The organism is Methylorubrum podarium (genome assembly GCF_022179745.1).
Classification (GTDB): domain Bacteria; phylum Pseudomonadota; class Alphaproteobacteria; order Rhizobiales; family Beijerinckiaceae; genus Methylobacterium; species Methylobacterium podarium.
This window is the reverse complement of the sequence record NZ_BPRD01000257.1, coordinates 1-15,826: the sequence shown is the minus strand read 5'-3', so window position 1 is coordinate 15,826 and position 15,826 is coordinate 1. Positions and strand designations below refer to the sequence as shown.

14 protein-coding genes and 1 riboswitch are annotated in these 15,826 nt (G+C 71.9%); of the genes, 7 read left to right on the top strand and 7 right to left on the bottom strand.

The genetic code is table 11. From position 1 onward, the window contains the following. The coding region (locus MFF42_RS13615) for a MarR family winged helix-turn-helix transcriptional regulator (protein ID WP_238256212.1) at positions 1-342 on the bottom strand (342 nt) is incomplete at its 3' end. Between the two features lie 245 nt (positions 343-587). Between MFF42_RS13615 and MFF42_RS13610 the strand changes: the two genes are divergently transcribed. The 6 genes from MFF42_RS13610 (at position 588) to MFF42_RS13585 (ending at position 7,654) form a co-directional block, all read left to right on the top strand. Beyond that, the gene (locus tag MFF42_RS13610) at positions 588-2,768 is read left to right on the top strand and encodes a glycosyltransferase family 2 protein (protein WP_238256211.1); all 2,181 of its coding nucleotides are present in this window, start codon (positions 588-590) and stop codon (positions 2,766-2,768) included. A 31-nt stretch (positions 2,769-2,799) separates the two neighbouring features. After that, positions 2,800-3,567, top strand: a complete 768-nt coding sequence (gene rfbF / locus MFF42_RS13605) for a glucose-1-phosphate cytidylyltransferase (protein WP_238256210.1) — start codon at positions 2,800-2,802, stop codon at positions 3,565-3,567. Next, a complete protein-coding gene (gene rfbG / locus MFF42_RS13600) occupies positions 3,567-4,673 on the top strand; it encodes a CDP-glucose 4,6-dehydratase (RefSeq protein ID WP_238256209.1) in 1,107 nt (368 codons plus the stop codon). Before rfbF ends, rfbG begins: the two co-directional genes overlap by 1 nt. Further along, positions 4,670-5,899, top strand: a complete 1,230-nt coding sequence (locus tag MFF42_RS13595) for a class I SAM-dependent methyltransferase (protein WP_238256208.1) — start codon at positions 4,670-4,672, stop codon at positions 5,897-5,899. The genes rfbG and MFF42_RS13595 overlap by 4 nt, the downstream gene beginning before the upstream one ends. Before the next feature lie 184 nt (positions 5,900-6,083). After that, complete coding sequence (locus tag MFF42_RS13590; protein WP_238256207.1) at positions 6,084-6,617, top strand: dTDP-4-dehydrorhamnose 3,5-epimerase family protein; 534 nt, start codon at positions 6,084-6,086, stop codon at positions 6,615-6,617. Further along, positions 6,614-7,654, top strand: a complete 1,041-nt coding sequence (locus MFF42_RS13585) for an NAD-dependent epimerase/dehydratase family protein (RefSeq protein ID WP_238256206.1) — start codon at positions 6,614-6,616, stop codon at positions 7,652-7,654. Before MFF42_RS13590 ends, MFF42_RS13585 begins: the two co-directional genes overlap by 4 nt. On the opposite strand, the gene MFF42_RS13580 is transcribed toward MFF42_RS13585, so the two are convergent. From MFF42_RS13580 to MFF42_RS13555, 6 genes are all read right to left on the bottom strand, one after another. Continuing rightward, positions 7,629-8,027: a response regulator gene (locus MFF42_RS13580; RefSeq protein WP_238256205.1), complete on the bottom strand. Its 399-nt coding sequence runs from the start codon at positions 8,025-8,027 to the stop codon at positions 7,629-7,631. The genes MFF42_RS13585 and MFF42_RS13580 overlap by 26 nt on opposite strands. 227 nt (positions 8,028-8,254) lie before the next feature. Beyond that, positions 8,255-9,505, bottom strand: a complete 1,251-nt coding sequence (locus MFF42_RS13575; RefSeq protein ID WP_238256204.1) for an adenosylmethionine--8-amino-7-oxononanoate transaminase — start codon at positions 9,503-9,505, stop codon at positions 8,255-8,257. A gap of 84 nt (positions 9,506-9,589) precedes the next feature. Further along, positions 9,590-12,436, bottom strand: coding sequence for an aminomethyl-transferring glycine dehydrogenase (gcvP, locus tag MFF42_RS13570; RefSeq protein WP_238256203.1), 2,847 nt, complete (start codon positions 12,434-12,436; stop codon positions 9,590-9,592). 185 nt (positions 12,437-12,621) lie between these two features. Next, a complete protein-coding gene (gene gcvH / locus MFF42_RS13565) occupies positions 12,622-12,984 on the bottom strand; it encodes a glycine cleavage system protein GcvH (protein ID WP_238256202.1) in 363 nt (120 codons plus the stop codon). A gap of 28 nt (positions 12,985-13,012) precedes the next feature. Beyond that, the gene (gene gcvT / locus MFF42_RS13560; protein ID WP_238256201.1) at positions 13,013-14,194 is read right to left on the bottom strand and encodes a glycine cleavage system aminomethyltransferase GcvT; all 1,182 of its coding nucleotides are present in this window, start codon (positions 14,192-14,194) and stop codon (positions 13,013-13,015) included. Positions 14,195-14,341: 147 nt separating this feature from the next. Then, a riboswitch (glycine riboswitch) is annotated at positions 14,342-14,443 on the bottom strand. 59 nt (positions 14,444-14,502) lie between these two features. Continuing rightward, a complete protein-coding gene (locus MFF42_RS13555) occupies positions 14,503-14,736 on the bottom strand; it encodes a hypothetical protein (protein ID WP_238256200.1) in 234 nt (77 codons plus the stop codon). Positions 14,737-14,843: 107 nt separating this feature from the next. Here MFF42_RS13555 and MFF42_RS13550 point away from each other — a divergent pair. After that, positions 14,844-15,826, top strand: a 983-nt coding sequence (locus MFF42_RS13550; protein WP_238256199.1) for an aminotransferase class I/II-fold pyridoxal phosphate-dependent enzyme, incomplete at its 3' end; no start/stop codon positions are given.

Sequence of the window (15,826 nt, the reverse complement as noted above, 5' to 3'; positions counted from 1 at the left end):
GCCGAGGGCGGCGAGCCGCGAAATCGTCTTGGAGGCGGTCGGCGGGCGCACCCGCAGGGTGGCGGCGAGATCGCCCATGGTCATGCTGCCGGCGGCGGCGAGGGCCTGCACCACCTGCTCCTGGCCGGCGAACAGGTCGAGCTCGGCGAGCCGGTCGCCGACCCGGGCGCGATGGAGCCGCGCCGCCTGGACCAGCGCCCATCCGACGCTCTTGGCCGCGGGGGGGCGCAGCCGCTTGACGGTCTTTCCCGCCTTGTCCTTCTGCGCGCTTCGACCACCCGGCTGACCGGGGGCCTCGCCGTGCGCCGCCACCACGGCGACCGCTTCGTTTGCCGCCGACATGATCAGGTTTCCCTTCGCGGACGCGCGGGCTCTCATACGCTGCCCGAGAGGAGACCTTCCGGGCGGCCCGCGCGCCAAGCATCTGCCGACGTGCGATGAAACTTCGATGACAGAAACGTCTCGCTTTGCCGCCTGTGGACCGGCAAGACACAGCTCCTACGAGAAATCGCTTCACGGCGCGGCCGATTTCATGGATTCCGGCGCCGCATGAGCTTCCACCGCCTCCGAGACAACGGGCCGATCCGATGACGCGCCGCGAGTCGCTCGGCCTCTATCCTCTGCGCGACCTGCGCCGGCCCGCAGACGGCGAGCCGTGGACCGCGACCGGTCCCGATCCGGTCTTCGCCCTCGGTCCGGCCCCGGCGGTAGCCGCCCTGTCGGGCAGGCGCATCCGCTTTCGCTGCCGTCCGGAATCGGTGCGGCCGGTGCTCGCCGTCGAGGCGGCGGGCGAATCCGAGTCGCGCCGCTACCGACTCACGATGCGGGCGGACGGTACCGACGACCTGATCCGCCTGCCGCCCGGCACCCGCGCCCTGCGCCTGGAGGCCGCCGAGGCGGGCCCGCGCTTCCGCCTCGACGCCGTGCGGGTCGAGCCGGCGGGCCGGATCGAGGCGTCGATCCTGTCCGCTCGAACCATCATCGAACGGCTGCCGCCGCAGGAACGCCGGCCGCTGCGCCTCCTGCGGCGCGCTCTCGGCCTGGTGCGCAGCGTGCCGCCGCGGGAGATCTGGCGCCGGCTCACCCGCGCCGCCGAGACCCGCCGCCCGCCCGCCAGCTACGCCGCCTGGATCGAGGCGGTGGAGGCGAAGGCTTTGCCCACGCCGGACGCCCTGCGCGCGCAGGTCGCGGCCCTGCCGGAGCGCCCGCTGATCTCGCTCCTCATGGGGGCCGGCGACGATTCGCGTCACGTCGCGGCGACGCTCGTGAGCCTGCGGGCGCAGGTCTACCCGGATTGGGAACTGTGCCTCGCGGCCGCGCCGTCGGCCGCGCTCCAGGCGCTGGCGGCGGAGGACGGCCGCATCCGCCTGCTCCCGCCGGCCGGCGGCACCGCGGCCTCCCTCGATGCGGCGCTGGCGCAGGCGCGCGGCTCCCATCTCGCCACGGTGGAGCCCGGCACCCGGCTCGCCCCCCACGCCCTCCTCGCCCTCGTCCGGCGGCTCGCGCGCGAGCCCGATCTCGACCTGCTCTATTCCGACGAGGACCGGATCGGGCCGGACGGGGCGCGCTGCGATCCGGTCTTCAAGCCGGACTGGTCGCCCGAGACGCTCGAGGGCGGCTTCTACATCGGCAGCCTCGCCCTCTGCCGCACCGCCCCGGTGCGGGCGGTCGGCGGGTTTCCGGGCGAGAGCGAGGGCGCGGCCGATTACGACCTCGCGCTACGCCTGACCGAGGGGAGCCAGCGCGTCGGGCACGTCGCGCAGGTACTCTGCCACCGCCGCGCCGCCGCGCCCGACCCGGAAGCCGCCGCCCGCGCGCTCGCCCGACGCGCCCGGCGCACCGGCGCGCTGGACAGCGTCCGGGTGCTGGCGCCCGAGCATTTCGCCCTGCGGCGCGCGCTCGCGACGCGACCGCTCGTCTCGATCGTGATCCCGACCGCCGGGCGCGACAGCACCATCGGCGGACGCCCAGTCGATCTTCTGGCCGCCTGTCTCGCCAGCATCCGCGAGGCCAGCACCTACGACAGCATCGAGATCGTGGCGGTCGATAACGGCGACCTGCGTCCGCCGACGCGGGCGGCGGTCGAGCGCTTCGGCGCGCGCACCGTCACCTGGAGCGAGCCGGTCTTCAACGTGGCCGCCAAGATGAATCTCGGCGCGCGGGCGGCGACGGGCGAAGTGCTGGTCTTCCTCAACGACGACATCAGCGTCATCACGCCGGACTGGATCGAGGCGATGCTGGCGCAGCTCGCCATCCCCGGCGTCGGCGCGGTCGGGCCGAAACTCCTGTTCGAGGACGGCAGCCTGCAGCATGCCGGCGTGGTCTTCGGCGAGGGCCTGCCGGACCATGTCCGCCGCGGCTTTCCGGGCGACGACGCGGGCTATGGCGGATCCACGCTCGCCAACCGCAACTACCTCGCCGTGACCGGCGCCTGCGTGATGGTGGGCCGCGCCGATTTCGAGGCCATCGAAGGCTTCGACGAGGGTTACGCCATCAACTACAACGACATCGATTTCTGCCTGCGGCTCGGCGAGCGCGGCTTGCGCACCGTCTACTGCGGGCAGGCGAGCCTCTACCATTACGAGAGCCGCAACCGCATCCCGACCGTCGACCCCGCCGAGCAGGCCCGCTTCCGCAAGCGCTGGGGCGCGCGCCTCGCCCGCGACCCGTACTATCCCGACCCGTTCGGCATCCGCCCGCCCGCCTTCGAACTCGACGCGGAGCGGTTTCCGCAAGCCGCGGCGCGCATGGTAGAGGCGTGGCGATGATGGCGACGACACACGAACTCGGAGGCCGCCGGTGAAGGCCGTGATCCTCGCGGGCGGACTCGGCACGCGGCTCTCGGAGGAGACCGTGGTGCGCCCCAAGCCGATGCTGGAGATCGGCGGACGGCCGATCCTCTGGCACATCATGCAGATCTTCGCCGCCCACGGCGTCACCGAGTTCGTGATCTGCCTCGGCTACAAGGGCTACGTCATCAAGGAATTCTTCCTGAACTACCGCCTGCACCTGAGCGACGTCACGCTCGACCTCGGCCGCGGCCATGTCGAGTTCCACCGCTCGGCGGCCGAGGAGTGGAAGGTGTCGCTGATCGAGACGGGCGACGCCACCATGACCGGCGGGCGCCTCAAGCGGGTGCGCGACTATCTCGGTGAGGACGACTTCTTCATGACCTACGGCGACGGCGTCGCCGATATCGACCTCACCGCCTTGGCCGCTTTCCACCGGGCGCACGGCCGCCTCGCCACCCTGACGGCGGTGGTGCCGCCGGGCCGCTTCGGCGCCCTCGACCTCGACGGCGACGCGGTCCGCAGTTTCCGCGAGAAGCCGGCGGGGGACGGGGCCACCATCAACGGCGGCTTCTTCGTGCTCTCGCCGCGCGTGCTCGACCGGATCGCGGGCGATGCCACCGTCTGGGAGAACGAGCCCCTGGAGAGCCTTGCCCGCGACGGGCAGCTCCACGCCTACCACCATCACGGCTTCTGGCAGGCGATGGATACGCTTCGCGACAAGAAGCACCTCGAAGAACTCTGGGCAAAGGGCGACGCCCCCTGGAAGGTGTGGTGATGGCCGCGCTCAACCCCGATCCCGCCTTCTGGGCGGGCCGGCGCGTGCTGCTCACCGGGCATACCGGCTTCAAGGGCGCGTGGCTGAGCCTGTGGCTCGCCCGCCTCGGCGCGCGGGTGACCGGCTTCGCCCTTAGCCCTGAGACCCGCCCGAACCTGTTCGACGCGATCGGCTTCCCGCCCGACCACTCGCGCATCGGCGACATCCGCGATCTGCCGGCGCTGGCGCACGCCGTGGCGGCCGCCGAGCCCGAGATCGTAATCCACATGGCGGCGCAGGCCCTGGTGCGCCCGTCCTACGCCGATCCGGTCGGGACCTTCGCGGTCAACACCATGGGCACCGTTCACCTGCTGGAGGCGGTGCGGACGGAGCCGGGCGTGCGCGCCGTGGTCGTGGTGACGAGCGACAAGGCCTACGAGAACCGCGAATGGCCCTACGCCTATCGCGAGACCGAGGCGATGGGCGGGCGCGACCCCTACAGCGCCTCGAAGGGCTGCGCCGAACTCGTGACGGGCGCCTACCGCGCCTCGTTCTTCGGCGCGGGCGGCCACCCGGCGCGGATCGCCAGCGCCCGGGCCGGCAACGTCATCGGCGGCGGCGATCATTCGCTCGACCGGCTGATCCCCGACATCGTGCGCGCCTTCGAGGCCGGAGAATCGGTCGAGATCCGCGCCCCCCACGCGATCCGCCCCTGGCAGCACGTGCTGGAGCCGCTCGCCGGCTACCTGCGGCTGGCCGAATGCCTCGCGGGCACGGACGGCGAACGCTTCGCGGAGGGCTGGAACCTCGGGCCGGCGGACGAGGATTGCCGGCCGGTCGCCGACTTGGTCGAGCGGCTGGCCCGCGGCTGGGGCGGGAAGGCCCGCTGGCACCTGTCCGAAAAAACCCATCCGCACGAGGCGACCTATCTCAAGGTCGATGCCTCCAAGGCCCGCGCCCGCCTCGGTTGGGACCGGCGGCTCAGCCTCGACACGGCGCTCGACTGGACCGCCGCATGGTACCGCGCGGCGGCCGCCGGCGCCGATCGCCGCGCCCTGGTCGAGGCCGAGATCGCGCGCTACGAGGCGCTGGGCCAGCCTGGAGCAAACGCCGGAGTCGACGCGTGACCGCCCCGACCTGCCGCGCCTGCGGCGCCGCCCTCACCCGGACCTTCTGCGATCTCGGCCTGTCGCCGCTCGCCAATTCCTACGTCACGCCGGAGCGGCGCCACCGCGGCGAGGTCTTCCACCCGCTCCACGCCTATGTCTGCGACGCCTGCTGGCTGGTGCAGCTCGAAGCCTTCGAGAGCCCCGAGGCGATCTTTTCCGATTACGCCTACTTCTCCGGCTTCTCCGCCGGCTGGCTGCGGCACGCGGAAGCCTACGTCGCCGCGATGATCGAGCGCTTCGGCCTCGGGCCGCAGAGCAAGGTCGTCGAGGTCGCGAGCAACGACGGCTACCTGCTGCAATACTTCGTCGCCCGCGGCGTGCCGGTGCTCGGCGTCGAGCCGGCGGCCAACGTCGCCCGCGTCGCGGTCGAGCGCGGCGTGCCGACGGAGGTCGCCTTCTTCGGCCGCGACACCGCCCGGCGCCTCGCCGCGGCCGGGTACAGGGCCGACCTGACGGCAGCCAACAACGTGCTCGCCCACGTGCCCGACATCCTCGACTTCACGGCGGGTTTCGCCGAGATCCTGAAGCCGGAGGGCGTGGCGACCTTCGAGTTCCCGCACCTCCTGCGGATGATCGAGAGCCGGCAGTTCGACACGATCTACCACGAGCACTTCTCCTACCTCTCCCTCGGCGTCGTGATCGGACTCCTGCGCCGGCAGGGCCTGCGGGTGTTCGACGTCGAGGAATGGCCGACCCATGGCGGCTCGCTGCGCGTCTTCGCCTGCCACGAGGCGGCCGCGCATCGACCGACTCCGGCGCTGGAGCGGGTGGTGCTCAGCGAGTGGGGCGCGAACCTGTTCGACCTCTCGGGCTACGACGGCTTCGGGCAGGCGGTGGCCGACATCAAATGCGCGGCCCTGCGCTTCCTGATCGAGGAACGGGCGGCGGGCCGCACGGTCTGCGCCTACGGCGCGGCGGCCAAGGGCAACACCTTCCTCAACTATTGCGGGATCGGCCCGGAGCTGATCCGGGCGGTCGCCGACCGCTCGCCGCACAAGCAGGACACGTGGCTGCCCGGCAGCCGCATCCCCGTGGTCTCGCCCGAGGAGCTGTTGGCGATGCGCCCCGACACCGTACTGATCCTGCCCTGGAACCTCAAGGACGAGATCGCCGGGGAGATGGCGGCGATCCGCGAATGGGGCGGGCGCTTCGCCGTGGCGATCCCCGAACTGACGGTGTTCTGATGATGCCGTCCGGCCGTCCCGCCCGCCGCCTCATCCTGAGGTGCCGCGAAGCGGCCTCGAAGGATCGTCCAGACATCGCGCGGCTGGCTGGAGGATCCTTCGAGGGCGCCGCGTCGCGCCGCCACCTCAGGATGAGGACGGGACTGGGATCGGCCGTGCCCTCGCAAGCGGGCCCCCGCGTCCCATGATCTTCGAGGAACTCGACCTTCCCGGCCTGTTCCGCGTCGTGCCCGAGCCGCACGCCGACGAGCGCGGCTTCTTCGCCCGCACCCAGTGCGAGAGCGAGTTCGCCGAGCGCGGTTTGGTCGGGCGCTTCACGCAGTCGAGCGTGTCGTTCAACCACCGCCGCGGCACCGTGCGCGGGATGCATTTTTCGAGAAGGCTCCACGCCGAAACGAAGCTCGTGCGCTGCACCGCCGGCGCGATCCACGACGCGGTGATCGACCTGCGTCCAGATTCGCCGACCTATCTCCGCACCGCCTCGGTGGCCCTCTCGGCCGCGAACCGTCACGCCCTCTACATCCCGGCGGGCCTCGCCCACGGCTTTCAGACGCTCAGCGACGACGCGGAGATCCTCTACATGATCGACCGCCCGTTCGTGGCCGCCGCCGCCGACGGGGTGCGCTGGGACGATCCCGCCTTCGCCCTCGCCTGGCCCGAGCCGGTCACGGTGATCGCGGCCCGCGACCTCGCCTTTCCCGATTGGGCGGGGCGGTGAAGCGGGTTCTCGTCACCGGCGGGGCCGGCTTCGTCGGCCGCCACGCCATCCCCGCGCTGATCGCCTGCGGCTTCGAGGTCCACGCGATCGGGCGGACGCCCCCGGCAGGCGCGCACGCCTTCCACACCGCGGACCTGCTGGACCCGGCCCAGAGACGCGCCGCCGTGCAGGCAGCGGGTGCGAGCCACCTTCTCCACCTCGCCTGGGTCACCACGCCCGGCCGCTACTGGCAGGCGCCGGACAACCTCGACTGGACCGCGGCGAGCCTCGACCTCGCGCGGGCGTTCCGCGAAGCGGGCGGCACCCGCGCCGTGGTGGCCGGGACCTGCGCGGAGTACGATTGGACGGTCACATCTCCTCCCCCTTGTGGGGAGGAGCTGGAGGTGGGGGTGGTGCAGGAGGCACCGCAACGCCCCTTCCAGAACGACCCCCACCCCGTTCCCCTCCCCGCAAGGGGGAGAGGACAGACGGCGTCCATCGGCCGCTTCACCGAATCCGCCCCCTGCCATCCCGCGACGCTCTACGGCGCCGCCAAGGACGGCCTGCGCCGCATCCTCGCGGCCTACGCGGCGACCGCCGGCCTCTCCCTGGCCTGGGGGCGGCTGTTCTACCTCTACGGTCCAGGCGAGACGGCGGGCCGGCTCGTCGGCGACGCGGCGCGGGCGCTGCTCGCGGGCCAGCGCCTCGCCACCAGCGAGGGCCGGCAGCGGCGCGATTTTCTGCACGTGGCCGACGCCGGAACTGCGTTCGCCACCCTGCTGGACTCGCCCGTCGAGGGACCCGTCAACATCGGCTCGGGCGAGGCCGTCGCGGTGCGCGACATCTTGCGGACGATCGGCGCGCTCACCGGCCGCCCGGACCTGATCGATTTCGGCGCCCGCCCGCTCGGACCCACGGAGCCGGCCTGCATCGAGGCCGACATCCGACGCTTGACCGACGAAGCCGGCTTTTCCTCGCGCACTGGCCTGGATCAGGGTCTGGCGGAGACGGTGGCGGCTTGGCGCGCCGTGCTCAGCACTGCGGCATCAGCCCCTTGAGACGGGCCAGGATGTCCTCGCCCGCGCAGGGACGGGCGATGAACTGAGCGCCCTCCGGCATGCGCTCGGGATCGGGCGAGGCGCGGCCGGACACGATCAGGATCGGCAGGTTCGGCCGGGCCTGGGCGACCGAATTCGCCAGCTCGAACCCGTCGACCCGGCCCGAGAGCTGCACGTCGGTCACGAGGCCGCAGATATCCGGCCGCGCCTGCAGGATGGAGAGGGCGCGCTCGGCGGAGGCGCATTGGACGGTGTCGTAGCCCCCCTCCTCCAGTACGTCGCCGAGGTCCATGATGGTCAGGGCCTCGTCCTCGACGATGAGGATGACGGGACGGTCGGCTTCCAAATTCGTCGTCTCGGTCTGGCTCGCCACCTTAAGCTCTCCCCGATTTGCTCCAGCGACCCAAGTTGTTCGCAGACTTGTTGTTCGCAGACCCGTTGTTTGCAGACTTGGCCGTTTCCCGTGCCGGGACCCGCTGCGCTGCGATGATCCAACGAGTAACCCCGCTGCGGGTTGCAGGGTCCCGACAGAGGGTGCCCTTCGCTTCACCGCCGGGCAAGCCTGCAAGCTTCGGGCCCTGGGGACGGACGCGGGAAACGTCAGGCGGTCGCCTCGGTCACCGCGGTCACCGCCGCGATCAGACGATCGAGGTCGTCCGCATCGATGGTGAGCGCGGGGGTGAGGTAGACGATGTCCCCGAACGGGCGGACCCAGACGCCGCGCTCGACGAAGCGCCGCTTGAGCTCGGCGAGGTCGGGCGGGCCGGCGAACTGCACCGCGCCGACGGCGCCGAGCACCCGCACGTCCCGCACGCCGGCGAGCCGGCGCAGGGGCGCGAGGCCCTCCTCCAGGCGCGCGGCGATGGCGCGGGCCTGTTCCAGGCGCGGCTCGGTCTCGAACAGGTCGAGGCTGGCATTGGCCGCCGCGCAGGCGAGCGGGTTGGCCATGAAGGTCGGGCCGTGCATCAGCGCCGCCGCGGGGTCGTCGGACCAGAAGGCAGAGAAGATCTCGGTGGTGGCGACGGTCGCGGCGAGCGCCATCGTGCCGCCGGTCAGCGCCTTCGACAGGCAGAGGATATCGGGCACGATACCCGCCTGCTCGCAGGCGAACATCGTGCCGGTGCGGCCGAACCCGGTGAAGATCTCGTCGGCGATGAGCGGCAGGCCGTGGCGCCGGGCGAGCCGCGCGACGGTCGCCAGCACCTCCGGCGGATGCGTCAGCATTCCGCCCGCGCCCTGCACCAGCGGCTCGACGATCACCGCCGCGAGTTCGTGGCGGTGGCGGGCGAGCGCCGTATCGAGGGCGGTCTCCTGCTCGGCCGAGCGCGGCAGGTTGCAAAAAACCTGGCTCGGCAGGTAGGCGCCGAAGCGGCGGTGCATCCCCTCCTCGGGGTCGCAGGCCGACATCGCACCCATCGTGTCGCCGTGATAGCCGCCGCGGAAGGCGAGCACGCGGGTGCGGCCGGTCTCGCCGCGGTTGAGCCAGAGCTGCACCGCCATCTTCAGGGCGACCTCGACGGCGACCGAGCCGGAATCGGTGAAGAAGACGTGGTTGAGCTCCCCCGGCAGCAGCGCGGCGAGGCGCGCGCCGAGCCGCTCGGCCGGGGCGTGGGTGAGGCCGCCGAACATCACGTGCGGCATGCGCATCAGCTGGTCGGCCATCGCGGCGGCGATATACGGATGGTTGTAGCCGTGGACGGCGGTCCACCAAGAGGCGATGCCGTCGATGAGCTCGCGCCCGCCCTTCAGGGTGATGCGCGTGCCCCGCGTCGCGATCGCCTCCAGCGGCGGCGCGGCAAGCTTCATCTGGGTGTAGGGGCGCCAGAGGTGGTGACGGTCGAGCGCGGTCATGCGCGGGGATTGGCGGGTGATGCGTTGCGAGTCAAACGCAACACCAACCCTTCCCCGCAGAGGGGAGAGGGCGATTCGCCGCCCCTACTCCGCCGCCTCGCCATACGCCTCCGGCGGCGGGCAGGAGCAGACGAGGTTGCGGTCGCCGTAGGCGTTGTCGACGCGGTTCACCGGCGGCCAGTACTTGTCCATACGCAGCGACCCGGACGGGAAGCAGGCGGCTTCCCGCGAATAAGGCCGCTCCCAGGTCCCGATCAGGTCCTGCACCGTGTGCGGCGCGTTCTTGAGCGGGTTGTCGGCCCGGTCCATCCGCCCCTCCTCGATCGCCCGGATCTCCTCGCGGATCGCCAGCATGGCGTCGCAGAAGCGGTCGATCTCGGCCTTGGTCTCGGACTCGGTCGGCTCGATCATCAGCGTCCCGGCCACCGGCCAGCTCATGGTCGGCGGGTGGAACCCGCAATCGATCAGGCGCTTGGCGATGTCCTCGACGCTCACCCCCGCGCTCTTCTGGAAGGGTCGGACATCGACGATGCACTCGTGCGCCACGCGCCCGTTCCGCCCGGCGTAGAGGATCGGGTAGGCGCCCTCCAGCCGCTTGGCGATGTAGTTGGCATTCAGGATCGCCACCCGCGTCGCCTGGGTCAGGCCGCGCCCGCCCATCATCAGGCAGTAGCTCCACGAGATCGGCAGGATCGACGCAGAGCCGAAGGCGGCGGCCGAGACCGCACCCTCCTCGCCCGAACGCGGATCGGAGGGCAGGAACGGGATCAGGTGCGCCTTGACGCCGATCGGCCCCATGCCCGGCCCGCCGCCGCCATGCGGGATGCAGAAGGTCTTGTGCAGGTTGAGGTGGCTGACATCGGCGCCGATGTCGCCGGGCCGGGCCAGACCGACCATGGCGTTGAGGTTGGCGCCGTCGAGATAGACCTGCCCGCCGTGGGCATGGACGATGTCGCAGAGTTCGCGCACCCGCGCCTCGAAAACCCCGTGGGTCGAGGGATAGGTGATCATGCAGGCCGCCAGCTTGTCGGCATGCTGCTCGGCCTTCCGCGAAAAGTCCTCGACGTCGATGTTGCCGTGGGCGTCGGCGCCGACCACGACGACGCTCATGCCGCACATCTGCGCCGAGGCCGGGTTGGTGCCGTGGGCCGAGGACGGGATCAGACAGACCGTGCGGTGCCCCTCGCCGCGCGACAGGTGATAGCCGCGGATGGCGAGCAGCCCCGCATATTCCCCCTGTGCGCCCGAATTCGGCTGCATCGAGATCGCGTCGTAGCCGGTGATGGCGCAGAGCTTCTGGCTGAGATCGTCGATCAGTTCCTTGTAACCCAGCGCCTGATCCTCCGGCACGAACGGGTGCAACTCCGAGAATTCCGGCCAGGAGACCGGCAGCATCTCGGCGGTGGCGTTGAGCTTCATCGTGCAGGAGCCGAGCGGGATCATCGCCCGGTCGAGGGCGAGGTCGCGATCCGCGAGGCGGCGCATGTAGCGCGTCATCTCGCTCTCGGCCCGGTTCATGTGGAAGATCGGGTGGGTGAGGTATTCCGAGGTCCGCTCCAGCTCGGCCGGCAGGCGCGGCTCGGGATAAGCCTCGTCGTAGGGCAGGTCCGTCCCGCCGAAGGCGCGCCACACCGCCTGAATGATATCGGGCCGGGTGCGCTGATCGACGCTGATGCCGATGCGGTCGGTGCCGACTTTGCGCAGGTTCACCCCGTTCTCGACGGCACTGCGCAGGATCACGCCCTGGAACGCGCTGACCTTCACGGTGATCGTGTCGAAGAAATGCTGCGGCTCGACCGTGAAGCCGAGCTGTTCCAGCCCCTCGGCGAGGCGCACCGCGTCGCGGTGGACGCGCCGGGCGATGGCCTTCAGCCCGGCCGGCCCGTGATAGACGGCGAACATCGAGGCGATGACCGCGAGCAGCACCTGGCTGGTGCAGATGTTCGAGGTCGCCTTCTCACGGCGGATATGCTGCTCGCGGGTCTGGAGCGCGAGGCGATACGAGCGGTTGCCGCGGGCATCGACCGAGACGCCGACGATGCGGCCGGGCAGCGCCCGCTTGTGGGCGTCGCGGGTCGCCATGTAGGCGGCGTGCGGGCCGCCATAGCCCATCGGCACGCCGTAGCGCTGCATCGAGCCGACGGCGATGTCGGCTCCCATCTCGCCCGGTGCCTTCAGGAGCGTCAGCGCCAGGGGGTCGGCGGCGACCACGGCGAGCGCCCCGGCCTCATGCAGCGCGGCGATGCGATCGGAAAAATCGTGAACCGCGCCGTTCACGCCGGGATACTGGAACAGCGCCCCGAAGACGGCGGACGGGTCGAGGTCCGTCAAGGGATCGCCGACCACGATCTCCCAGCCGAGCGGCGCGGCGCGGGTCCGCAGCACGGCCAGCGTCTGGGGCAGGCAGTCCTTGTCGACGAAGAAGGCGTTCCGGTCCGACTTCGCCACCCGCTTGGCCATGCCCATGGCCTCCGCGGCCGCGGTCGCCTCGTCGAGCAGCGAGGCGTTGGCGACGTCGAGGGCGGTGAGGTCGCAGACGAGCGTCTGGAAGTTCAGCAGCGCCTCGAGGCGTCCCTGGCTGATCTCGGGCTGGTAGGGCGAGTAGGCGGTGTACCAGGCCGGGTTCTCGAAGATGTTGCGCTGGATCGCCGGCGGCATCGTCGTGCCGTGATAGCCCTGGCCGATCAGCGAGACGAGGAGCCGGTTCTTGTTCGCGGTCGCGCGCAGCTTTTCGAGCGAGCGCCGCTCGGTGAGCGAGACTCCGAAATCGATGTACTCCGCCTGCCGGATGTCGGGGGGCAGCGTCTCGTCGATCAGCGCGTGCAGCGACCCGGCGCCGACGGTCTCGAGCATCTGGTCGATCTCGGACAGCTTCGGGCCGATATGGCGCCGGGCGGCGAAATCGAAGGGATCGTGGCGATCGTATTTCATGGGATGCCTCTCGGGCGAATAGGTTGCCGCCGGGACCACCCTCCCCCCTCTGCGGGGGAGGGTGCCTCGCGGATGCGAGGCGGGAGAGGGGAGCGACGCTTCCGGAGTGTGCGGAGCCGGCCCCTCACCCGCCCCCCTTCGGGGGCCACCCTCTCCCGCAGAGGGGAGAGGGCTGACCGACCCCGCTACTTCGCGAACTCGGCGTAGGCGGCCTCGTCCATCAGCGCGTCCATAGCCGCCGGATCGTCGAGCTTCAGCCGGTAGAGCCAGCCGCCGCCCTGCGGGTCGGCGCCGACCGAGGCCGGGTCGGCGACCGCCGCCTCGTTGACCTCGGTGACCTCGCCGGAGAGCGGGGCGTAGACGTCCGAGGCCGCCTTGACGGACTCGACCACCGCGGCGGCCTCGCCCTTGGTCAACTTCGCCCCGACCTTGGGCAGCTCGATGAAGACGAGGTCGCCGAGCTGTTCGGCGGCATGCGCCGTGATGCCGACCGTGGCGACGTCGCCGTCGAGGCGCAGCCATTCGTGCTCGTCGGTGAAACGCAGCATGGTTCGAACTCCTGATAGGCGAGGAAAATCAGCCGCGCTTGAAGCCGGCCGGGACGAAGGGGAGCGGGGAGACGACGAGAGGGAGACGCTGGCCGCGCAGCTCGGCGAAGACGCGGGTGCCGGGGGCCGTCAGCCCCGCCGGCAGGAAGCCCATGGCGACGGGGGCGCCGACGCTCGGGCCGAAGCCGCCGGAGGTGACGCGGCCGACGGCCTCGCCCCCCGAATCCACGGCGAAGAGCGGGGCGTCCGCCCGCACCGGCGCGCGGCCCTCGGGGCGCAGGCCGACGCGCCGCCGGGCGGGGCCGGCCTCCATCTCGGCGAGGATCTTTTCCGCGCCGGGGAAGCCGCCCGCGCGGGCGCCGCCGCGGCGGCGGGCCGGCGAGATCGCCCAGGCGAGGCTCGCCTCGACCGGGCTGGTGCCGGAATCGATGTCGGCGCCGTGCAGCGGCAGCCCGGCTTCGAGGCGCAGGGAATCGCGGGCGCCGAGGCCCACCGGCAGCACCTCGGGGCTCGCGAGCAGCGCCTCGGCCACGGCCTCCGCCCGATCGGCCGGCACGGCGATTTCGAACCCGTCCTCGCCGGTATAGCCGGAGCGGCTGACGAGGCAGGGTGCGTCGAGGATCGCGACCGCGCGCACATCCATGAACCGCATCGCCTGGGTTTCGGGGGCGAGCCGCGCCAGCACCTCGGCCGCCTTCGGCCCCTGGAGCGCGATCAGCGCATCCGGCACGAGCGTCACGTCGATGCCGTCGGGCAGATGGGCCCGGAGATGCGCGAGACCGGCCGCCTTGTTGCCGGCGTTGACGACGACGTGCAGCCGGTCGGGCAGGCGCGCGACCATCAGGTCGTCGAGGATGCCGCCGGCCGCGTCGGTCAGGAAGCCGTAGCGCTGACGGCCCTCGGCGAGACCGAGGATATCGATCGGGATCAGCGCCTCGAGGGCGCGGGCGGCCTCGGCGCCGTCGCCGGAGCGGGGCGTCAGCGCGATCTGGCCCATATGCGAGACGTCGAAAAGGCCGGCCGCCGCCCGCGTATGAAGGTGCTCCTTGAGCAGCCCGGCGGGGTACTGCACCGGCATCGCGTAGCCCGCGAACGGCACCATCTTGGCGCCGAGGCGCAGGTGGAGCGCGTGCAGCGGCGTCTGCGCCAGAGGTTCGGCGGGAGGAACGGGGGCGGCAGGGCTCGACGCCCCGGCAGCTTGCAAGCTCATCGGGCACTCCACGACAGACGGACCTTGCCCGCCGGCCGGCTGGCAAGTTGCCCCCATCTGTCGCGCTTACCTGAGAGCTTCCCTCACCCGGCGGTCGAGCGAGGTTTCTCCTTCGGTGGACGCCGGACGGCGCCTCTCTCCAGATTGTCCAACGGTACGGTGATTGTGCCTGAGAGTTTCCGGGGGTGGTTGCTCCGTCGGCGCCATGGCCCCCCTCGCGAGCGGCCTGGGCTCTCCCGTATCGTCTGTATCGGACGCAGCAAGGCTCGCACGGCGCGAACCACCGCGCAAGCCGGGCCCGGTGACGATCAGCGCTGCATGTTGCGGAAGCGGCAGTATCCGCGAAAGCTCTGGTAGCCGGCCGGGCAGCGGCGCACGCAGGCGCCGGCGGCGTATTTCAGCGGCGGACGGCAGGCGTTGCGGAAGCGCTGCTCGCCGAACTGGTAATCCTGGGCGGGGCCGGCGCGGACGGGCGCCGGGACGGTCAGGGATCCGGCGACGGCCAGAAGAGTGAGGGCGGCGAGGGCAAAGCGGCGCGGCATGAAAGAGGGTCCCGTGAGGCCTCCGGCAACGCGCCGATCGGCTGCGGGTTCGCCAGCGCCCGGGTCGCCGGCTTGACAACCTCCCGGCACCGACGCCTTCAGGCGCCATGTCGCCGAACCCGTCGCCGAACCCGCCGAACAGCCTCGACGCCTTCGCCGCCGAAAAACTCGCCGGCCTGGAGGCCGCCGCCCTGCGTCGCCGGCTGGCGGTGACCGCCCGCGGCCCCGAGGCGGCGGCGGAGCGGGCGGGGCGGAACCTCGTCTCGTTCTCCTGCAACGACTATCTCGGCCTCGCCCACGATCCGCGGGTGATCGCGGCGGCCGCTGAGGCGCTGGCCCGCTACGGCGCGGGTGCGGGCGCCTCGCGGCTGGTGACCGGCAACTCGCCCCCGCTCGCGGCGCTGGAGGAGCGGCTCGCCCGGCACAAGGGCAAGGAGGCCGCGCTCGTCTTCGGCTCGGGCTATCTCGCCAATCTCGGCATCGCCCCCGCCCTGGTCGGCGCAGGCGACCTGATCCTGATCGACGAACTCGGCCATTCCTGCCTGTTCGCCGGGGCGAAGATGTCGGGCGCGCAGGTCGTCCGCTTCGCCCACAACGACGTCGCGGGGCTGCGCGCGGGTCTCGCCGAGCATCGCGGCGCGGCGCGGCGGGCGCTGATCCTGACCGAGCGAGTGTTCAGCATGGACGGCGACCGGGCGCCGCTCGCCGAGATCCTGGCGGTCGCGGAAGACTACGACGCCTGGACCCTGGTGGACGACGCCCACGGCCTCGGCGTGGTCGAGCCCGGCCCGCGCGCGCCCCTCGAAATGGGGACGCTGTCGAAGACGCTGGGCTCCTACGGCGGCTATCTTTGCGCCTCGCGGCCCGTGATCGATCTGCTGACGAGCCGGGCGCGCAGCCTCGTCTACACCACCGGCCTGCCGCCGGCCTCGGCCGCCGCGGCGCTCGCCGCCCTCGACATCGTCGAGGCCGAGCCGGAGCGCGCCGCCCGGCCGCTCGCGCTCGCCCGCCGCTTCACCGCGCGGCTGGGGCTGCCGGAGGCCGAGAGCCCGATCGTGCCGGTCCTCGTCGGCGCGGCGGAGGCGGCGCT